We start from the raw sequence: 16,705 nt of genomic DNA, 5'->3' as shown, positions 1-16,705 counted from the left end.
AGAAGCATTTTCCGATCTCGAAGGGTCGGAAAATGCTTTTGCACGACAGCGCCAACCGCCCTTTTCACAGGTCATCCACTATGACAGCTATCTTGGAAATGCGGGGCATCACCAAGACCTTTCCGGGGGTCAAGGCGCTCAGCAACGTCAACCTCACGGTCAACGAGGGCGAGATTCATGGCGTGGTCGGCGAAAATGGTGCCGGCAAATCGACCCTGATGAAGGTACTGAGCGGGGTCTACCCCTATGGCTCCTATGAAGGGGAGATCCATTATCGCGGCCAGGAGTGCCGTTTCAAGGATATCCGCCATTCCGAAGAGCTCGGCATCATCATCATCCACCAGGAACTGGCGCTGGTGCCGCTGCTCTCCATCGCCGAGAATATCTTCCTGGGCAATGAGCAGGGCACGGGCGGCCTGATCGACTGGCCTCTGACCTATGGCAAGACCCGCAAGGTGCTGGACAAGGTTGGGCTGAGGGAATCGCCCGACACGCTCATCACCAATATCGGCGTCGGCAAGCAGCAACTCGTCGAGATTGCCAAGGCGTTGTCGAAGAACGTCAAGCTCCTGATCCTCGACGAGCCGACGGCCAGTCTCAACGAAAGCGACAGCGATGCGCTGCTCGACCTGCTTTTGGAGTTCAAGAGGCAGGGCATTTCCTCCATCCTGATCTCACACAAGCTCAACGAGATTTCCAAGGTCTGCGACGAGATCACCATCATTCGCGACGGGGCCTCGATCGAAACCCTGGACTGCCGCGGCCAGGCGATCAGCGAGGACCGCATCATCAAGGGCATGGTCGGGCGCGAGATGGCGGACCGCTATCCCAGCCGGCAACCCAAGATCGGCGAGCCGGTCCTCGAGATCAAGGATTGGGTGGTGCACCACCACGAGCATTCCGATCGACAGGTGGTCAAGGGCGTAAATCTCACCGTCCGCAAGGGCGAGGTCGTCGGCATCTCAGGTCTGATGGGGGCAGGGCGGACGGAACTGGCCATGAGCATCTTCGGCCATTCCTACGGCCAGCGCATCAGCGGCCAGGCCCTGATGCATGGCAAGCCGGTCGATCTCTCCACCATCCAGAAGGCGCTTGCCAATGGCCTGGCCTATGTCACGGAGGATCGCAAGCAGCTCGGCCTTGTCCTTGAAGAAGACATCATCAAGAACATCACGTTGAGCAATCTGGAGGGCGTGTCGAAGAATTCCGTCATCGACGACATCAAGGAATTGCGGGTTGCCAACGACTACAGGCGCAAGCTGAACATCCGTTCCCCGAACGTTTTCCAGAAGACGGTGAACCTGTCGGGCGGCAACCAGCAGAAGGTGGTGCTCTCCAAATGGCTGTTCTCCAATCCCCAATTGCTGATGCTCGACGAGCCGACGCGCGGCATCGATGTCGGTGCGAAATACGAAATCTACAGTATCATCAACGAGATGGTGAATGACGGCAAAGCCGTGCTGATGATTTCCTCCGAGATGCCGGAACTGCTCGGCATGTGCGATCGCATCTATGTGATGAATGCCGGTCGCTTCGTAGGCGAATTCCCCGGGGCAGAGGCCACCCAAGAGAAGATCATGCGCGCCATCATGCGGGCGGAAGGGCATTGACGATGACGACAAACACTGTGGAAGCTCAAGGCTCTTCGCCCAAGAAATCGATCCTCGAATATATCAGCGGCAACATCCGCGACTATGGCCTGCTGATCTCGCTCGTCGTCATCGTCGGCTTCTTCCAATACATGACGGAAGGGCGGATGCTGGCGCCGTCCAACATCAACAACATCCCCAACCAGAACGGCTACGTCATCGTCATGGCGCTCGGCATGCTGCTGGTGATCGTGTCGGGCCATATCGACCTGTCCGTCGGTTCGGTCTGCGCCTTCACGGGCGCGGTGGCGGCGACACTGATGGTGAAGATGGGCTGGCACTATGTGCCGGCGGCAATCGCCACCTTGGTGGTCGGCGCGCTGATCGGGGGCATCCAGGGCTATTTCATCGCCTATCTGCGCATTCCCTCCTTCATCGTCACGCTGGCGGGCATGCTGGTGTTTCGCGGGCTGACCTATCGCCTGCTCGGCAACACCAATGTCGGTCCGTTGCCGGCGGAGTTCAATCAGCTCAGTGCCGGCTGGATCCCTGACCCCTTCGCCGCCCCCGGCTTCTATACCACCACCTTCGTCCTCGGCCTCGTCGCCGCGGCGCTGTTCGTGCTGATGAACATCAAGGGGCGCCTGACGCGGCTCAAGCATGGGGTGGAGGAGGAGCCGATGGCAATCTTCCTCGGCCGCAACACATTGATGGCGGTTGCCGCCATCTATGTCGGCTACCTCCTTGCGATGTATCGCGGCTTGCCGATGGTGCTGATCATCCTCCTGGTGCTGACGCTGCTCTATGTCTTCGTCACCGGCCGCACGGTGATCGGCCGGCGCATCTATGCTCTCGGCGGCAACGAGAAGGCGGCCAAGCTCTCCGGCATCAACACCGACCGCCTCATCATGCTGACTTTCGTCAATATGGGGGCGCTGGCGGCGCTGGCCGGGCTCATCGTCACCTCGCGCTTCGGCGGCATGGCGACCCCCAAGGCGGGCGACGGCTATGAACTCGACGTCATCGCGGCTTGCTTCATCGGCGGCGCTTCGGCCTCGGGCGGCGTCGGCAAGATCACCGGCGCGGTGATCGGCGCCCTGCTGATGGGCGTGATGAATGTCGGCATGTCGATCCTCGGCCTCGGCATCGACGACCAGAAATGGATCAAGGGCCTGGTGCTGCTCTTCGCCGTCTGCCTTGACGTCTACTACAAGAAGAAGCGCTGAGAAGCCTGGCGAAAGCACCGGCAAATTGGGCTTTCTTTCCGGCGGTCGCAAATCCTTGCGGCCGCCGTTTTTCGTTCAGTCTCCCCAGAGAGCAAAAGGAGTTTCATCGATCTTCCCAACGGGTCGGGCCCACTGAGACCTGCGAGGCAGCATTCAAGGCCTGGATGGCAGCCTGCAGGCGCGCCAGGAAATCCCCGAACCGGTCTTTGTCCTCGAAGAAGCGCTGCGCCAGTTTCGTGGTTCCACCGTTGTGGTGGATATGCAGCAGGGGGTATCTGCCGGTCTGCAGGCTGAGATTGACAATGTCGGCGAGGGGAATGGTGGTCGTTGCCCGGCTCAGGATCGAGGCGGGGACGATGACGGCGTTCGGTGCGAGGGTCACATTGCGCTCCGGCATGAGCGAGGCTCGCACGCTTGCCAGCCCGAAAGCGACAAGGCCCAGGCTGAGCAGGGCGATCAGCCAATAGAAGCCGGTGGCGCCTGTGGAATCGAGCTCGATGAGGCCGTTGATGACCAAGCCGACGTGGTTGTTCAGCGCCTCATGCCCCATGAACAGCGCGCACAGCAGAAAGAACCCGGTGGCCAGCGCGGCCAGCAGCGATTTGGGCCGGTACGGATATGTCGTCGTTTCGTTCATGCGAATGCCATCGAATGTCTGTGTGGGGCGACGGGTTGACGCTTTCCGCCTCGTCCGGTGCCCCGTTGTATCGTCTATGGCGCCTGGGCACGACAGGCCGATGTTTCGTGGAGAACACAGCTTCACTTGCCGCTGCGCTTCGATCCGTGGAGCCATTTACCTCCGCGCCCGGCCGATTTCCATTTGCCGCTTGGCGAGAGAACCCGGCTGGCCTTAAAACGCGTTCCACTTTCGGGAGTGGTCATGGAGCGAATCGTCAAGGCATTCTTCAATTCGGCAGCGGGTCTTGCCCACGCCGTCCGCTACGAATTGGCGGTGCGTCAGGAGGTCATCGTCCTGCTCATTGCGCTGCCGGCGAGCTTCTTCGTTACCGAGAACTGGTGGAAGCGCCTTGCCCTCATCGGCGTCATCCTGCTGGTGTTGATGGTGGAATTGCTCAACACCGCCATCGAAGCGCTCTCGGACCATGTCACACCCGACCGCCATCCCCATATCCGTATCGTCAAGGATCTCGGCTCGGCGGCGGTGTTCACGGCCCTGGCCTTGGCGGGGCTGACCTGGATTCTCGCGCTGGCCGAAAGGCTGGTGTAAGGATGGCGGATCCTCATCCGCCTTTGAAGAGACCATGAGCACCGATATTCTGCGTATTGCCGTTGCCCAGCTCAAACCGACGCTTGGCGACATCGCCGGCAATCTTGCCAAGGCCCGCGCGGCGCGGGCAAGCGCGCGCGATCAGGGCGCCGACCTCGTATTGTTCACAGAACTCTTCATCTCCGGTTATCTGCCCGAAGATCTGGTGTTGAAAGCCGCTTATCAGGACGCCTGCCGTGCTGCGCTGGAGGATTTCGCCCGCGACACTGCCGATGGTGGGCCGGCCGGCCTGATCGGCCTGCCCTGGCGCGAGAAGGACAAGCTCCACAATGCGGTGGCGTTGGTGGACAAGGGCGTCGTCGCTGCCGTTCGCTTCAAGAACGACCTGCCCAATTATGGCGTGTTCGACGAGAAGCGCGTGTTCCAGCCGGGCCCTTTGCCGGGTCCGATCGCCTTTCGCGGCGTGCGCCTGGGCGTGCCAATCTGCGAGGATATCTGGGGCCATGACGTCGTGGAATGCCTTGCCGAGACGGGCGCCGAGATTCTGCTGGTGCCGAATGGCTCCCCCTATCACCGCGACAAATCCGACATCCGCCTCAATGTCGCAGTGGCGCGTGTCACCGAATCCGGCCTGCCCATGCTCTATGCCAATGAGGTCGGCGGGCAGGACGAGGTGATCTTCGACGGTGCTTCCTTCGCCCTCAATGCCGATCACCGCCTGGCGCTACAACTGCCGGCCTTCAGGGAGGCTGTCGTCACCACCACTTGGCGGCGAGGGCCGCAAGGCTGGGCTTGCGAGCCTGCTACGGTCGAGACTGTGGAGGAGGGCGAGGAGGCCGATTACCAGGCCTGCGTCCTGGGCCTGCGCGACTATGTCGACAAGAACGGCTTTCCCGGCGTGGTGCTCGGCCTGTCCGGTGGTGTCGATTCCGCCCTGGTCGCGGCCATGGCGGTGGACGCTCTCGGGCCGGAGCGGGTGCATTGCGTGATGCTGCCCTATCGCTACACCTCGCAAGAATCCCTGAAGGATGCCTTCGAATGCGCCGCGGCGCTGGGCGTGCGCTATGACGTCGTGCCGATCGAGGCCCCGGTGAGCGGGCTTGAGGCGGTGCTCGAACCGCTGTTCAAGGGGCAGCCGCGCGGCATCGCCGAGGAGAACATGCAGAGCCGCACCCGCGGCACCATCCTGATGTCTGTTTCCAACAAGTTCGGCGCCATGGTGGTGACCACCGGCAACAAGTCGGAAATGTCGGTGGGCTATTGCACGCTCTATGGCGACATGAATGGTGGCTTCAATCCGATCAAGGACCTTTACAAGACCGAGGTCTATCGCCTGTGCGAACTGCGCAACCGTTGGAAACCGGTGGATGCCAGGGGGCCTGATGGCGTGGTGATTCCGCAGAACATCCTGACCAAGGCGCCCTCCGCCGAATTGCGAGAGAACCAGAAGGACCAGGATTCGCTGCCGCCCTATGACGTGCTCGACGATATCTTGCGCTGTCTGGTCGAAAGCGAGATGCGGGTGGCGGAGATCGTGGCGCGCGGCCATGACGAGGAGACCGTGCGCAAGGTCGAACGCCTGCTCTATCTCGCCGAGTACAAGCGCCGCCAGGCCGCTCCCGGCGTGAAGGTGACCGAAAAGAATTTCGGCCGTGACCGCCGTTATCCGATCACCAATCGGTTCCGGGACAGCAACAAGCCTGCCTTCGTGCCAGATGCCGCGCTTTATCGCGTCTCCACCACCGTGAGCGCGGACGCGGTGGATTTCTGAGCGTCGGTCGTCCGCCCATAGGCGCTAACTTTACGAGTGGAGACGCCTGAAACGAGGTGTGCCGATCTCCAGATCGGCATCTTCCTGCCGGCAAGCACGGCGCTTCCAAGATGGTCGATCTGGAGATCGACCCACCAGATAAGCACCGAGTTCCGCAAAGTTGGCGCCTATGGGTCGTCTGCCTGCGCTTCCGCCCGTGCCGTCTCGATGAGCCAGCGCCGAACCGCATCCGTTGGCTCGGGATGGCGCTGCCGGCGCGGCAGCACCACGTAGAAGTCATGGGTGCCGGACATTTCGGCCGCCAGCGGTTGGATCAACCTGCCGCTGGCGAGATCGCCGGCGACCAGGAAGCGGCTGGCGAGTGCGATGCCCTGGCCAGCGGCGGCAGCCTCGACCGCCAGTCCCGTCTGGTTGAAGCGCATGCGCTTGGGTTCGGCAGCGGGCTTGAAGCCGAGCACCCCTTCGAGAAATTCCGGCCAAAGATTGTGGGTGTCGTGCAGGAGGGTGTGGTTCGGGATCTCAGCCGGTGCGATGCCGTTCGCACCGGCTGGCAGCAAGGTGGGGGCGCAGACTGCGATTACCTGCTGCGAAAAAAGGCGCTCGACCACCAACCCCGGTCCGAAGGGCAACCGCCCCTGCCGCACCGCGATATCGACGCCGTCGCTTTGGAAATTGGACAAGCCTTCATTGGCCAGAATGCGCAGGTCGACGAGCGGATGCTCGGCAACGAACTGAGGCAGTCTTGGGATAAGCCATTTGGTGGCGAAGCTCGGCGTGACGCTGATCGTCAACCTGGCAGGTTCGGGGCGCAGGCCCAATGTCGCATCGGCGATGAGTTCGAATGCTCGGCGGATATTTGGCAGATAGCTATGCCCGGCATGGGTGAGCGCGAGCCCGCGCGGCAGGCGCTCGAACAGCTTCACGCCGAGATCGGTCTCCAGACCTCTGATATGCTGGGCAACGGCGCCCTGCGTCACATTCAGCTCTTCGGCGGCCAGGCGGAAGTTCAGATGGCGCGCGGCGGCTTCGAAGGCCCGCAGAGCCCTGAGCGGAGGAAGGCGAGGCAACGTGTCCAGCATGCAATAGTTTTTCTACAGGATAAGAATAGCTATTCTGGCTCGAATGAGGCCTGAATTGCCAGTATATCAGGAGCATGAGCTCTTTGTCGCGGCCTCCCGCCGCTTCGGGATATGGAAGGATGATTTCAATGGCAGCAGAAAAAGTAGCGATCGTCACGGCGGGCGGCAGTGGCATGGGAGCGGCCGCCGCAAGGCGCCTGGCCAAGGATGGCTATAAGGTTGCCATTCTTTCCTCCTCCGGCAAGGGCGAGGCCATCGCGCAGGAATTGGGCGGCCTCGGTGTCACTGGCTCCAACCAGTCGAACGAGGACCTGCGGCGCCTGACAGATCTCACGCTTGAGCGCTGGGGGCGGGTCGACGTGCTGGTCAACAGCGCCGGCCATGGGCCGCGCGCGCCGCTTATCGAGATCACCGACGAGCAGTGGCACACCGGGTTCGACGTTTATCTGATGAACGTGATCCGGGCGACCCGCCTGGTGGCGCCGGCGATGATCCGCCAGAAGAACGGCACCATCATCAACATCTCCACGGCCTGGGCCTTCGAGCCGACGGCGATGTTTCCGACTTCGGCCGTGTTCCGCGCCGGGCTTGCCGCCTACACCAAACTCTTTGCGAACCAGCATGCCGCCGACAATGTGCGCATGAACAACGTCCTGCCGGGCTGGATCGACAGTCTGCCGGCTACCGAGGAACGTCGCGACAGCGTGCCGATGGGGCGCTATGGCACCAGCGAGGAGATCGCCGCCACCATCGCCTTCCTCGCCTCGGAGGGCGCCGGCTACATCACCGGCCAGAACATCCGGGTCGATGGCGGGCTGATGCGTTCGCTCTGAGATAGCCGCCTTCGGAGCGATACCTTCCCGCGTATGCGGGAAGGTATCGCTGTCAGATCGCCCAGCCGACCTTCAGACCTTCCAGCACGGCTTCCTCGGCCGTGCGGGGTGTCAGACAGTCGCCGATGCTGTGAATCTCCGCAGCCAGGCCTTCCAGCTCGGCTTCCAAAGCATTGACGGCTTCATGGCCGAGCGAGGTCACCAGCGTGTCGATGCCGTCGATGATGATCGGCTCGCGGCCGGTAACATGGGCGAGATAGACGGTCTGGCCATCGACGCCGTAGAGATCGGCATAGGGGATGACCTCGATGCCGAGATCGTGCAGGACACCGGCCCAGTGGTCGCGGACATAGGCCTGGATTCGCTGGCCCGGCATGTAGCCGTTAACGGCGAGGCGGACCTTGCAGCCGGCACGCGCCAGCTTCTCGGCGACGCCCATGCCGATCCAGTCGCAGCGCCAGTCCGCCACCAGCACGGAACTGCCGACATTGGCCTCGTCGCGCAGCACCTGCCAGGCGTCGACGACATGCGCGGTTTCCGCGCCGGGCAATTCAGGATGGCGAGGCGTGGCACCGGTGGCGATGACAACCACGTCGGGACGCTCGCGCTCGACCAAAACGCGATCGACCCTGATGTTCTTCACCACGGCGACGCCGGCAAGCTCCGCCTCGCGGGTTAGATTGGTGACGATACCGCCGAACTCCATGCGCCGGGGCAGCAATTGTGCCAGCAGGGCCTGGCCACCGAGCCGGCCCGAGGCCTCGTAGAGCGTAACGTCATGGCCGCGCGAGGCGGCGATGCTGGCGGCCTTGAGGCCGGCCGGGCCGCCGCCGGCCACCAGCACCTTCTTCACCGAGCTGGCAGGCAGCACCTTGCCATAACGCAACTCGCGCCCGGTCTCGGGGTGTTGAATGCAGGAAATGGGCACGCCGAGCTGGAAATGGCCGATGCAGGCCTGGTTGCAGGCGATACAGGCGCGGATGTCGTCGAAACGGCCCTGCTCGGCCTTCGCAGGCATGTCGGGGTCGCAGATCAGCGCCCGCGTCATGCCGACCATGTCGGCCTCGCCCTTGGCGATCAGCTGTTCGGCATCCTGGGGCTGGTTGACACGACCGGCATAGAAGACCGGGGTCTTGACCTTGCGCTTCACCGCTGCCGCCGATGGCGCACCATAGGCGCTGGAGAAGGCCATGGCGGGGGCGATATGCACGGCACCCCCGAAGCTGGCGGAGGAGCCGACCGTCAGGTTGAAATAGTCGAAGCTGCCATCGAGGGCGGTGAGCACCTCCGCCACCTCCTCGGCGGTAAGGCCGTTGAGATCGCTGTCCTCGGATGAAAAGCGCAGGCCGACGACGAAGTCGGGGCCCGTCCTGGCGCGAATGGCGGCAAGGCTCTCGCGGATGAAGCGCAGGCGATTGTCGAGCGAGCCGCCATAGGCATCCTCGCGTACATTGACGCGCGGATTGACGAATTGCGAGGGCAGGTAGCCGTGGCTGCCGACGATCTCCACGCCGTCGAGCCCGGCCTGTTCGAGCCGGCGCGCAGCCTCGCCATAGCCCTCGACGATCTCGCCGATCATCGTCGTGCTCATGGCGCGCGGCATGACGTGGAAGCGCTGGTTGGGCACGGCGGAGGGCGCGTAGGCGACGGGGGCGGTGCCCTCGGCCGTCTCCATGATCTCGCGGCCGGGATGGAAGAGCTGGCCGAACACCGCCGCCCCCTCGGCATGGCAGACCTCGGCGAGGCGGCGATAGCCGGGGATGCAGTCGTCGCTGGTTGCCATCAGGAGATGGGAGGTGTAGCGCGCCGTCTCGTGCACGCCGGCAACCTGCAGCACGATCAGGCCGACGCCGCCCTGGGCGCGCGCCTGCTGATAGGCGATCAGCGCGTCATTGGGCACGAAGGCCGTGGGCAGCGTGGTGTCGTGCCCGGTGGACATGATGCGGTTCTTGATGCGCAGATTGCGGATCGTGAACGGCGAATAGAGGTGGGGGAGGGCGGCGGACTGGCTCACGGGGCCTCGCAGAAGCTGGACCCCTACTGGGTGCACGGGACCGATCCCGCAATCAACATGGCCGATTGTCGCGACGCGGACACTTCAACGCCGGTGAGGTATTTCCCGGGTGCCCAGGCACTCGGGGATAGCTTCGGGGCGACTCAGAGATTGAAGTCGAAGCGATAGCTTGCCGATACGCCGATCGTGAACTGGTTTGGGGAGCCGCGCTCCTTGACCAGGGTCGATTTGGAGGCGGGACCGGTAAGACGGCTATATTCGGCAAAGGCGCTGGTGGTGATCTTGTCCGTGGTCTTCCAGGTGAGCGCACCGCCGACGCCAACCGACTTCAGGCCACCGCCGGGCGAATAGGGGCTGAGGCCGGAAGCGAGTGATTCCTGTAGATTCACGCCATAATAGGCGTCGAAATAGCTGCGCGTAGCCAAGGAGACACGGGGGCCGCCGGAAATACGCCAATCCGGTGCGATGTCATAGAAGGCGTCCGCCGCGATATCGGCGACCAGGCCGTGATGCGAACGGATGCCGTGCCGCAATTCGGCGCGCAAACGCAGCCACTCGACCGGATAGATGTCGGCGAAGATGCCGAGTTCGCCGCCCCAGCGTACCGGCTTGAGGCCCTTGAGATCGTCGTCGGTGGAACCGTCCTGCTTGAGCAGAAGCTTGCCGACGGGGCCGATGCGCAGGAAGCCATTGTCGAGAATGCCGAGGCCCGGATTGTCGTTGCGCGAACTGAAAGCGGTCCCCTTGCCCTGACGGGACAGCGAGATGATCGGCGAGGGCAGGAAGGTGAAATCCTTAGCGCCCTCATAGTTGGGGCCCATGGCGGCGGTCGCGCCGAGTTCCAGCGACCAGCCACCGGCGATGTAGTTGTCCCAAAATCCCGTCGGCGTATAGGAAGAGGACTGGGCCAGTGCCGGCGTCGCCAGAACGGCAAGAACCCCTGCCGCTGCGGCAGTCTTCAGGGAGGTACGCAACATCACTCTATTCCCATTTCCGGTCGCGGCAGGAACGACCGCGAACTTGGCCGCACAATGCCTTCGAGGTGACAACAAACAATGAATGCTGGCATGAATAATCAACGAATTCCCTAACGTCATGTTTTGGATGCCGAGGGCATCGTCAGTTTCGTGATGCCCGTTTTGATGGCATTCACTGAGTGGCGATGATCAGCCGGGAAAGGGTGCTATGAGCCGGCTGCGATTGATTATCGTCTCCGTTATAAACACGATGGCGATTTCATGGCCAGCAAAAATGGCAGGAGCCTGTTCATAATCTCTCCTTCAAAAGGGAGGCCTCGCGGTATAGGACAGGCCATATTTCCAATTTCGAAAGCCCGTCATGCCGCCTGTCGTCCGCTTTGCGCCGTCCCCCACCGGCTATATCCATATCGGCAATATCCGCACCGCCTTGCTGAATTGGTGCGTGGCCAAGCGCGCGGGCGGACGCTTCATCCTGCGCTATGACGATACCGACATGGCCCGCTCGCGCCAGGAATATGCGGATGCCATCGCGGTGGATCTTGCCTGGCTCGGCATGGTCCCGGACGTGAAGGCGCGCCAGTCCGAACGCATGGCGCTTTACGATGCCGCCGCCGGCCGCCTGCGTGAGGCCGGTCGACTCTATCCCTGCTACGAGACCGAGGAGGAACTTGAGCGCCGGCGCACGCTGCAGAAGGCGCGCGGCCTGCCGCCGGTCTATGACCGGGCGGCCCTGCGCTTGACCGCCGAGCAGAAGGCGGCTCTGGAGGCCGAGGGGCGGCGTCCGCATTGGCGCTTCCTGCTCAACCACCGCATCGTCGAATGGCAGGACGGCGTGCGCGGCCCCGCGCATGTCGACACCTCCTCCCTGTCCGACCCGGTGCTGATCCGTGCCGATGGCGGTTATCTCTACACGCTGCCATCCGTGGTCGATGACATCGATCTTGGCGTCAGCCACATCATCCGCGGCGAGGATCACGTCACCAACACCGCCGTGCAGATCGAGATCTTCGAAGCCCTGGGCGGCACGGTGCCGGAATTCGCCCACCACAATCTGCTTACCACGGTGGGCGGCGAGGGGCTGTCCAAGCGCAGCGGGGCGCTGTCGATCGGTTCGCTGCGCGAGGCCGGCTTCGAGCCGATGGCGGTAGCGAGCCTGGCGGTGCTGACCGGCACGGCCGAGGCCGTGCGCCCGATCGCGTCGCTGCAGGAGCTGGCCGCGCTGGTCGATCTTTCGCGCATCTCGCGGGCGCCGGCGCGCTTCGATCCGGCCGAGATCGAGACACTCAACGCCAAGCTGCTGCATGAGACGGCCTTTGCAGACGTCTCGCAGCGGCTGACGGCTCTCGGCATCGAGGGCGGTGAGGATTTCTGGCTCGCCGTGCGCTCCAATCTCGTCAGGCTGGCCGATGCGAAATTGTGGTGGGACGTGGTGACGGGGCCGGTCGCCGCGGGTGAGCAGGATCGGGAGTTCCTCGGCCGCGCCGCCGCGCTGTTGCCGAGCGGGCCCTGGGACGAGAACACCTGGGGCGCCTGGACGCAGGCCGTGAAGGAAGCCACCGGCGCGAAGGGCAAGGCCCTGTTCATGCCGCTGCGCCAGGCGCTGACCGGGCTCGATCATGGCCCCGAACTCAAGGCGCTGCTGCCGCTGATCGGCCGTGAGCGTGTATTGGCGCGGCTCGGGTGAGGCCAGAGTGTCGACTTCCACAACTCCATCAAGTGATGGAGCGAGGTCGACACTCCACTCTAGCGCCCGGCCGGATGCCTTCCCATATGGGGGCCGATGAGGAGACCCCGCATGTTGCGTAGAATCTGCTTCGGCCTCGCTGCGATCGTACTTGCCCTTGCAGTTCCCGTCGCTGCCCAGGCCCAGGAACCGGACCTGATCTTCCGCAAGTCGACGGTATGGAAATTCCTGACCCCGGACGACAAGCTCGCCGTCTACGGTGTCGACGATCCCGATGTCGAAGGGGTCGCCTGTCACTTCACCGTGCCGGAGAAGGGTGGTCTCAAGGGTATGTTCGGGGTGGCCGAGGAGGTGTCGGACGTCTCGCTGGCCTGCCGCCAGGTCGGGCCGATCAAGTTCAAGGAGAAATTCGAGCAGGGCGCCTTGGTCTATCGCCAGTCCCGCTCCTTGTTCTTCAAGAAGATGCAGGTGGTGCGCGGCTGCGACGCCAAGCGCAACGTGCTGGTCTATCTGGTCTATACCGACAAACTGATCGAAGGATCTCCGAAGAACTCGACCTCGTCGGTGCCGGTAATGCCCTGGGCCGGCGAGCCGCCCCAGAAATGTGCGGATTTCGTCACGGACTGAGTGCAGGGCCCAGCAGGGCCACCGCCCGCATCCTCACTTCTCGCAAGGCTTCACTTCTCGCAGGTCTTCACTTTTCGCAAGTGATCACGACAGCGTGCGGCTGTGAGGCAGCAGCGACCTGTGTGGGCGCGTTGATGGCGCCAGTGATATCGGTTTCGGTCTGCCGGCGGAAGGCGACCGCCTTGGCATAGCCATTGGCGACACACCATTCGCTGGCAATCGGCTGGCCGCAGGGGGCGCCGCTTTCCAGGCAGGTGTCGACGCCGTAGCCATCATCGGCGCTGACGACGAAGGAAGCCACGTTCTGGGCGGAGGCGGGGCTGGCGAAAGCCAGGCAAGCCGCGATGAAGGAGAGGGTACGCAGGTTCATCGAAATCACACATGTGAACGGGGTCTGCCCCGTCCGGATAGCGGAGCTTGCCTATCATCGCCGTGCGTTTTTAAACATCGGTAAATCTACGTGTTTAATTTTTGGCGAAACTCTGTTGCCGGGCTGCATCAGTGCCGACATGCAAAGGCTCCACCTTTGTCGGCGTTTCAACGGGCGAGGGCCCACTTTGGTACTATGGGGCTTGTGCAGCCAGGGCGTGCAACGTTTCGACAAGACGATTATGGCTGATCCCGCGCCTTATTGTTTAGCGGCCATCGTCCCAATTCCTTAGCCAGGTGGACTTGCACTGGGGAGGCCGTTCCTGCTCTCCTTCAATATTCGGACTGCCCTCGAGCCGTCGTCTGAACGTTGTTAGGAAATCCCAAGTGCCGACTGACCATCCCCTGGTTTCTTCCATGGACCGCCCCATGCCAAACCAGGGAAGAAACGGTGACGCGCTCCCGGCGCCGGTACTTGCGGCCACGCTGGAACCACGCGTCGAGGATAGGACCATGGCCACCATGCCGCGCGTGGTCTTTCTCGACACGCTGCGCTTCATCGCCGCCGGGGCCGTGCTGTTTCAGCATGTGGCGGAAAAGGAAAGCGGGTTCGGCCAGTGGATCGTTGGCATGCTTTCGCCCGGTGTGTTCGGTGTCGTCCTGTTCTTCATCGTCAGCGGGTTCGTCATTCCCATGACGGCCGGACGCCGGTTCGACCTCAAAACGTTCATGATTCGGCGCGTGTTTCGTATCTATCCTCTGGTGTTCGCCGCCTTTGCGCTGATGGCACTCCTCGGCTATTGCACCGCTATTCCGGACTTTTCGGCGGTGAAGTCCGCCACGCTGGGTGACTGGCTCGCCAATCTCCTGCTGATACAGGACTATGTCGGCGCCACGCCGCTGCTGGGTGTGACATGGACCCTCAGCATCGAATTCGCCTGGTATGCGATCTTCGCCGTTGCACTGCTTAGCCTTGGACGGAAGTTCGACGACAAGCTGGCCATCGCCGCCCCGCTCGTGATGCTCGCCTTGGTCGGCATCTCGCTCGTGATCGGGCACCGCCTGCCGCTCGGACGGATCGGCATGATCTATGCCGCCATCCTGGGTTGCCGGGCGTTCCGCACCCAAGCCGGGGAATTGCCGCTGACGCGCCTTCTTGTCGATACGGGAGTCTTCGTCGTCATCATGGCGCTCTCGAACATCGTCTCCTTCGGCTATTTCAGCCATCCGAATATCACCATGAACCAGTCGCTGTTTCCCTGGCTGGTCGCGCCGATCGTGTTCGTGCTGGTCGCCGGCATTCCGAGCATCCGCCGCTCAGCGCTGGTCGACAATCGCATCACCGGATGGCTGGGCAGCGTCAGCTACTCGACCTATCTCCTGCATCCCTTCGCCATCGGCCTGGCGGGTGCCCTGGCGCCCTCCAGCCTCTTCGCCGCGACGAGCGTATTGTTTGCCCTGCTTTTCGCCGTGCTGGGCTATCGGCTGATCGAATTGCCCGGGCAGGCCTTGGGCAAACGGATCATTGCCCGAGCCGGATGAGCCCGGCTCCGGAACAAAGTGCGCTCAAGCCAGAATGCTTGTTCGTCCTCGCTCTATGGTTCGGCGCGCGTTTGCGATTCTACCCGTTACCGTCAATTCACAAAACGCGTTGGTCTGATGCGCGTCATCACCGGGTGATCGAAGGACACGCCATCCTGTCGCTTGACAACGCCGCCCGCATGGCACATTGCTCCCCGCGATGATAAAGACGGCCATCCTTTCGCGGATTATTTGCAGCTAGCAGCAACGCTGGCTGGCGCCGTCATTCGCCCAAAACCTTGAGCGCAGGACGCCCCCGGCCAGCCGAGGTGGGGAACTCATGGTTTTACGGCTCTACGATACCCGTACGCGCTCCAAGGTCGATTTCACGCCGATCGATCCCGATCGGGTGCGTATGTATGTCTGCGGCCCGACCGTCTACGACTTTGCCCATATCGGCAATGCCCGCCCGATCATCGTCTTCGACCTGCTGTTCCGCCTGCTGCGCCACACCTATGGCGCCGAGCACGTCAGCTACGCGCGCAACATCACCGACGTCGACGACAAGATCAACGAGCGCGCGGCCGAGCGCGGCATCACCATCCGTGAATTGACCGACGGCACGCTCGCCCAGTTCCATCGGGACATCAGGGAACTCGGCGTACTGATGCCCGATCAGGTCAACCAGCCGGGGCAGCTGCCGCAGATGGTCGAGCCGCGGGCGACCGACCATATCGAGGAGATGAAGGCCATCATCGAGCGCCTGGTGGCGCGCGGTGTCGCCTATGTCGCTGAAGAACATGTACTGTTCTCCGTCCATGCCATGGAGAAGCTCGCCAAGGTGCCGCGCTACGGCGCACTCGCCCGCCGCTCGCTCGACGAAATGCTGGCCGGTGCGCGGGTGGATGTTGCACCCTATAAGCGCGATGCCATGGATTTCGTGCTGTGGAAGCCCTCCCATGGCCGCCAGCCCGGCTGGCCCAGCCCCTCGGGCATCGCCACGCCCGGACGCCCCGGTTGGCATATCGAGTGCTCGGCGATGTCGATGGCGACGCTGCTCACCCCCTATGGCGGCGGCATCGGCTGCGACGACCCGGCCCGCAACGTCTTCGATATCCATGGCGGTGGCATCGATCTCGTCTTCCCGCACCATGAGAACGAGATCGCCCAGAGCTGCTGCGCCTTCGATACGCCGGTGATGGCCAATGTCTGGATGCATAACGGCTTCCTGCAGGTCGAGAGCGAGAAGATGTCCAAGAGCCTGGGCAACTTCATCACCATTCGCGAATTGCTCGGCAGCGACCGCTTCGGCGGGCGGGCCTGGCATGGCGACGTGCTGCGCCTGGCCATGCTGCGCACCCATTATCGCCAGCCGATCGACTGGACCCTGCAAGCCTTGACCGAGGCCCAGCAGACCCTGTTGCGCTGGTATGAGGAGGTGCCTGCCGGCGGAAGCGTCGATGCCGGTGTGATCGAGGCCCTGTCGGACGATCTCAACACGCCGGCCATGCTGGCCCGCCTGCACCAGATCACCGATCCGGCCGACAGGGCGGCGACGCTTGCCTTTCTGGGCTTCAGCAATGATGCGGCGGCCCTGAAGGGTGACACGCATGTCAGCGATGGGCTGAGGCGGGAGGTAGAGGCGCTTCTGGCTGCGCGCAAGGTTGCGCGTGCCGAGAAGAACTGGCCGGAATCCGATCGCATCCGCGACGAACTCGCCCGCTTGAACATCACCGTCAAGGACAACAAGGACGGTACTACCAGTTGGGAGGTCAAGCTCTGAT

General features: G+C 63.0%; 14 protein-coding genes. 9 read left to right on the top strand and 5 right to left on the bottom strand.

Annotated elements, in window-relative coordinates:
• Positions 1-32 precede the first annotated feature (32 nt).
• Both mmsA and mmsB read left to right on the top strand, forming a co-directional pair.
• On the top strand, positions 33-1,610 hold the full coding sequence (gene mmsA, locus AB4037_RS17700) for a multiple monosaccharide ABC transporter ATP-binding protein (RefSeq protein ID WP_434957166.1): 1,578 nt from the start codon (positions 33-35) through the stop codon (positions 1,608-1,610).
• A gap of 2 nt (positions 1,611-1,612) precedes the next feature.
• Entirely contained in the window at positions 1,613-2,815 is a 1,203-nt protein-coding gene (gene mmsB, locus AB4037_RS17695; protein WP_434957165.1) for a multiple monosaccharide ABC transporter permease, read from the top strand.
• Between the two features lie 103 nt (positions 2,816-2,918).
• On the opposite strand, the gene AB4037_RS17690 is transcribed toward mmsB, so the two are convergent.
• Positions 2,919-3,452: a hypothetical protein gene (locus AB4037_RS17690; RefSeq protein WP_441772397.1), complete on the bottom strand. Its 534-nt coding sequence runs from the start codon at positions 3,450-3,452 to the stop codon at positions 2,919-2,921.
• A 243-nt stretch (positions 3,453-3,695) separates the two neighbouring features.
• Between AB4037_RS17690 and AB4037_RS17685 the strand changes: the two genes are divergently transcribed.
• Together AB4037_RS17685 and AB4037_RS17680 are read left to right on the top strand one after the other, a co-directional pair.
• Positions 3,696-4,043, top strand: coding sequence for a diacylglycerol kinase (locus tag AB4037_RS17685; RefSeq protein WP_441772396.1), 348 nt, complete (start codon positions 3,696-3,698; stop codon positions 4,041-4,043).
• A 34-nt stretch (positions 4,044-4,077) separates the two neighbouring features.
• Positions 4,078-5,814 carry an NAD+ synthase gene (locus AB4037_RS17680; protein ID WP_441772395.1) on the top strand — a complete coding sequence of 579 codons (1,737 nt, stop codon included), beginning with the start codon at positions 4,078-4,080 and terminating at the stop codon, positions 5,812-5,814.
• Between the two features lie 167 nt (positions 5,815-5,981).
• Here AB4037_RS17680 and gcvA read toward each other — a convergent pair whose 3' ends face one another.
• Positions 5,982-6,893, bottom strand: a complete 912-nt coding sequence (gcvA, locus tag AB4037_RS17675) for a transcriptional regulator GcvA (RefSeq protein ID WP_441772394.1) — start codon at positions 6,891-6,893, stop codon at positions 5,982-5,984.
• 128 nt (positions 6,894-7,021) lie between these two features.
• On the opposite strand from gcvA, the gene AB4037_RS17670 reads away from it, so the two are divergent.
• Positions 7,022-7,726 carry an SDR family oxidoreductase gene (locus AB4037_RS17670; protein ID WP_441772393.1) on the top strand — a complete coding sequence of 235 codons (705 nt, stop codon included), beginning with the start codon at positions 7,022-7,024 and terminating at the stop codon, positions 7,724-7,726.
• A gap of 52 nt (positions 7,727-7,778) precedes the next feature.
• On the opposite strand, the gene AB4037_RS17665 is transcribed toward AB4037_RS17670, so the two are convergent.
• Both AB4037_RS17665 and AB4037_RS17660 read right to left on the bottom strand, forming a co-directional pair.
• Positions 7,779-9,740: an oxidoreductase gene (locus tag AB4037_RS17665; protein ID WP_441772392.1), complete on the bottom strand. Its 1,962-nt coding sequence runs from the start codon at positions 9,738-9,740 to the stop codon at positions 7,779-7,781.
• A 143-nt stretch (positions 9,741-9,883) separates the two neighbouring features.
• Positions 9,884-10,717 carry a MipA/OmpV family protein gene (locus AB4037_RS17660; RefSeq protein WP_434957158.1) on the bottom strand — a complete coding sequence of 278 codons (834 nt, stop codon included), beginning with the start codon at positions 10,715-10,717 and terminating at the stop codon, positions 9,884-9,886.
• 361 nt (positions 10,718-11,078) lie between these two features.
• Here AB4037_RS17660 and gltX point away from each other — a divergent pair, with 361 nt between their 5' ends.
• Positions 11,079-12,404, top strand: a complete 1,326-nt coding sequence (gene gltX / locus AB4037_RS17655) for a glutamate--tRNA ligase (RefSeq protein WP_441772391.1) — start codon at positions 11,079-11,081, stop codon at positions 12,402-12,404.
• A 111-nt stretch (positions 12,405-12,515) separates the two neighbouring features.
• Positions 12,516-13,031, top strand: coding sequence for a CreA family protein (locus AB4037_RS17650; protein ID WP_441772390.1), 516 nt, complete (start codon positions 12,516-12,518; stop codon positions 13,029-13,031).
• Between the two features lie 67 nt (positions 13,032-13,098).
• Here the strand turns inward: AB4037_RS17650 and AB4037_RS17645 are convergent, their stop codons facing one another.
• On the bottom strand, positions 13,099-13,401 hold the full coding sequence (locus AB4037_RS17645) for a hypothetical protein (protein WP_434957155.1): 303 nt from the start codon (positions 13,399-13,401) through the stop codon (positions 13,099-13,101).
• A gap of 512 nt (positions 13,402-13,913) precedes the next feature.
• Between AB4037_RS17645 and AB4037_RS17640 the strand changes: the two genes are divergently transcribed.
• Both AB4037_RS17640 and cysS read left to right on the top strand, forming a co-directional pair.
• Entirely contained in the window at positions 13,914-14,942 is a 1,029-nt protein-coding gene (locus AB4037_RS17640; protein ID WP_441772389.1) for an acyltransferase family protein, read from the top strand.
• A 319-nt stretch (positions 14,943-15,261) separates the two neighbouring features.
• On the top strand, positions 15,262-16,704 hold the full coding sequence (gene cysS / locus AB4037_RS17635; protein WP_434957153.1) for a cysteine--tRNA ligase: 1,443 nt from the start codon (positions 15,262-15,264) through the stop codon (positions 16,702-16,704).
• Position 16,705 lies beyond the last annotated feature (1 nt).

Origin of the sequence: Labrys sp. KB_33_2 (assembly GCF_052114505.1) — a bacterium.
Lineage (GTDB): Bacteria > Pseudomonadota > Alphaproteobacteria > Rhizobiales > Labraceae > Labrys.
The sequence above is the reverse complement of the archived record's forward strand: the minus strand, read 5'-3'. Positions and strand labels throughout refer to the sequence as shown.

Bases quoted from the DNA above. Each gene is read 5' to 3' on its own strand.
- mmsA (WP_434957166.1), top strand. From the start codon at position 33: ATGCTTTTGCACGACAGCGCCAACCGCCCTTTTCACAGGTCATCCACT.
- mmsB (WP_434957165.1), top strand. From the start codon at position 1,613: ATGACGACAAACACTGTGGAAGCTCAAGGCTCTTCGCCCAAGAAATCG.
- AB4037_RS17690 (WP_441772397.1), bottom strand. From the start codon at position 3,452: ATGAACGAAACGACGACATATCCGTACCGGCCCAAATCGCTGCTGGCC.
- AB4037_RS17685 (WP_441772396.1), top strand. From the start codon at position 3,696: ATGGAGCGAATCGTCAAGGCATTCTTCAATTCGGCAGCGGGTCTTGCC.
- AB4037_RS17680 (WP_441772395.1), top strand. From the start codon at position 4,078: ATGAGCACCGATATTCTGCGTATTGCCGTTGCCCAGCTCAAACCGACG.
- gcvA (WP_441772394.1), bottom strand. From the start codon at position 6,893: ATGCTGGACACGTTGCCTCGCCTTCCTCCGCTCAGGGCTCTGCGGGCC.
- AB4037_RS17670 (WP_441772393.1), top strand. From the start codon at position 7,022: ATGGCAGCAGAAAAAGTAGCGATCGTCACGGCGGGCGGCAGTGGCATG.
- AB4037_RS17660 (WP_434957158.1), bottom strand. From the start codon at position 10,717: ATGTTGCGTACCTCCCTGAAGACTGCCGCAGCGGCAGGGGTTCTTGCC.
- gltX (WP_441772391.1), top strand. From the start codon at position 11,079: ATGCCGCCTGTCGTCCGCTTTGCGCCGTCCCCCACCGGCTATATCCAT.
- AB4037_RS17650 (WP_441772390.1), top strand. From the start codon at position 12,516: ATGTTGCGTAGAATCTGCTTCGGCCTCGCTGCGATCGTACTTGCCCTT.
- AB4037_RS17645 (WP_434957155.1), bottom strand. From the start codon at position 13,401: ATGAACCTGCGTACCCTCTCCTTCATCGCGGCTTGCCTGGCTTTCGCC.
- AB4037_RS17640 (WP_441772389.1), top strand. From the start codon at position 13,914: ATGGCCACCATGCCGCGCGTGGTCTTTCTCGACACGCTGCGCTTCATC.
- cysS (WP_434957153.1), top strand. From the start codon at position 15,262: ATGGTTTTACGGCTCTACGATACCCGTACGCGCTCCAAGGTCGATTTC.